The 2,867-nt window shown below is 72.2% G+C and carries 1 protein-coding gene; it reads left to right on the top strand.

The features are described from left to right. The coding region (locus ABZS71_RS35455) for an amino acid adenylation domain-containing protein (protein ID WP_356216941.1) at positions 1-2,867 on the top strand (2,867 nt) is incomplete at both ends.

Genomic DNA, 2,867 nt, shown 5'->3' with positions numbered 1-2,867 from the left:
CTTCCACCACCTCCTCGCCGACGGCGGCGAGGACACCTATGTGACCCCGACGGTCCTGGAGTTCGACTCCCGTGACCGCCTGGACGCCTTCACCGACGCACTCCAGCAGATCGCCAACCGCCACGACATCCTGCGCACGGCCATCGTGTGGGAGGGACGGCTGAGCGAGCCCGTACAGGTGGTTTGGCGGCGGGCGACGCTGTCGGTCGCCGAGGTGGCGCTGGATCTGCACGCCGCGGACCCGGTGCACGAGCTGCTGGCCGGTGTCGGTCTGTCGATGGACCTGGGCCGGGCCCCGCTTGTCAATCTGCACGCGGCGGAGGTCGCCGATGGTCGATGGCTGCTGCTGGTCCGCGTCCACCACATGGTGCAGGACCACACGACGCTGGAGCTTCTGCTCCAGGAAGTGCAGACGATCCTCGCCGGGCGCGGCGCGGAGCTGTCCGAGCCCCTGCCCTTCCGGAACTTCGTCGTGCAGGCGCGCGCCGGGCTGGGCAGTGGGAAGCACGAGCGGTTCTTCGCCGAACTGCTGGGCGATGTCGACGAGCCGACCGCTCCCTACGGACTCGTGGACGTGCGCGGTGACGGCATGGACGCGGTGGAGGCGCGGCTGGAGTTCTCGCCGGAGCTGTCCGGGCGGGTGCGCGAGGTCTCCCGCAGGCTGGGAGCCAGCGCGGCGACGGTGATGCACGTGGCGTGGGCGCGGGTGCTCTCCGCGGTCAGTGGCCGCGACGACGTGGTCTTCGGCACCGTCCTCTTCGGCCGGATGAACGCCGGACCCGGCGCGGACCGGGTGGCCGGCCCGTTCTTGAACATGCTTCCGGTACGGGCCCGGCTGGACTCGACGGGTGCGCTGGCGGCGGTCACTGCGATGCGCGGTCAGCTCGCGGCCCTGCTCGAGCACGAGCACACACCCCTCGCGGTGGCGCAGCAAGTCAGCGGCGTGCAGGGTGACACCCCGCTGTTCGCGTCGATGCTCAACTACCGCCACAACACCGACGACCACGTTAACGACGGGCCTGCCGCCGGGATGGAGGGCGCCCGCCTGGTCTTCAACCGGGAGCGCACCAACTACCCGCTCTCCGTCGCGGTCGATGACGACGGCGAGGGCCTGACGCTGGTCGTGGACGCGGTGGCGCCGGTGGATCCGGCGACGGTCGCGGCGATGGTGCGTACCGCCACCGACGGTCTGGTGGCCGCGCTGGAGACGGCCCTGGACGGCGGCGCGGATCCGGCGCTGAACACGGTCGGTGTCCTCGACGGTGCCGACCACGAGCGGATGCTCACGCGGTGGAACGAGACTGGGCTCGAGGTGCCCGGGGCGGCGCTGCCCGAGCTGCTGGCGGCGCAGGCCGCGCGTACCCCGCACGCCGTCGCCGTGGTGTGCGACGACTCCGAGGTGACGTACGCGGAACTCGACGCGCGGGCCAACCGGCTGGCGCGGCTGCTGGCGGGCCGTGGCATCGGCGCCGAGTCCGTGGTCGCGGTCTGCATGGAACGCGGCATCGATCTGGTGGTGGCGCTGCTGGGCGTCCTCAAGTCCGGCGCCGCGTACCTGCCGATCGACCCCGAGTACCCGGCCGAGCGCATCGCGTTCACCCTGGCCGACGCGGGCGTGCGGTGTGTCCTGACCGGAGCGGACCTGGTCGAACGGCTGGCCGGGTTCGAAGGCGTCGCGGGTGTTCCGGCGATCGCCCTGGACGACGAGTCGGTGATCGCCGAGACGGCGGGCCTAGACGACGGGCCGCTGACGGCGGACGAGTTCGTGGCGCCGCCGGCGTCGGCCAACCCGGCGTACGTGATCTACACCTCGGGTTCCACCGGGCGCCCCAAGGGCGTGGTCGTGGAGCACCGGTCGCTGGTGAACTTCCTGGCCTCCATGCGGCAGCGCTTCGCGCTGACCACGGACGACCGCCTGCTGGCGGTGACCACGATCGGGTTCGACATCGCGGGACTGGAGCTGTACCTCCCGCTGCTGAGCGGTGCGGGCGTCGTGCTGGCCACCCCGGAGGTGGTACGGGACCCGCGGGCGCTGCGCGCGCTGATCCGGTCCTCGGGTGCGACGACGCTCCAGGCCACGCCGAGTCTGTGGCACGCCCTGGTGTCCGAGCCCGCAGAGGAAGGCGAGGGCGCTGCGGGGGACGTACTGGCCGGGCTCCGCGCCCTGGTCGGCGGCGAGGCGCTGCCGGCCGAGCTGGCGCGCGCCCTGCGGGCCCGGACGGCTTCGGTGACGAACCTGTACGGCCCGACCGAAACGACGATCTGGTCGACCGCCGCAGAAGTGGCGACGGTCTCGGGCGGGGCGTCCTCGATCGGTGCTCCGATCGCGAACACGCAGGTCTACGTGCTGGACACCACCCTCGCTCCGGCACCCGCCGGGGTGGCGGGTGACCTGTACATCGCGGGTTCGGGCCTGGCTCGCGGCTACCTGGGCCGTCCGGGGCTGTCGGCGGAACGCTTCGTGGCGTGCCCGTTCGGCGGGCCGGGCGAGCGGATGTACCGCACCGGAGATACGGTGCGCTGGTCGGCGGACGGCACGCTGGAGTTCGTGGGTCGCGCCGACGACCAGGTGAAGGTGCGTGGCTTCCGGATCGAGCTGGGGGAGATCGAGGCGGTCGTCGCCTCACTCACCCCGGTCGGCCGGGTCGCGGTCGTCGTGCGTGAGGACACCCCGGGTGACAAGCGTCTGGTCGCCTACGTGGTCCCGGCCGACGCCGACGCCGCTGACCTCAGCGCAGCGGTACGGGACGTCGCAGCCGAATCCCTTCCCGTGTACATGGTTCCGTCGGTGGTGGTGGTGCTGGACGTGTTGCCGCTGACGCCGAACGGGAAGCTGGACCGCAAGGCGCTGCCCGCGCCGGACTACA

This window comes from Streptomyces sp. NPDC005393, assembly GCF_040606675.1.
Lineage (GTDB): Bacteria > Actinomycetota > Actinomycetes > Streptomycetales > Streptomycetaceae > Streptomyces.
The sequence above is the reverse complement of the archived record's forward strand: the minus strand, read 5'-3'. Positions and strand labels throughout refer to the sequence as shown.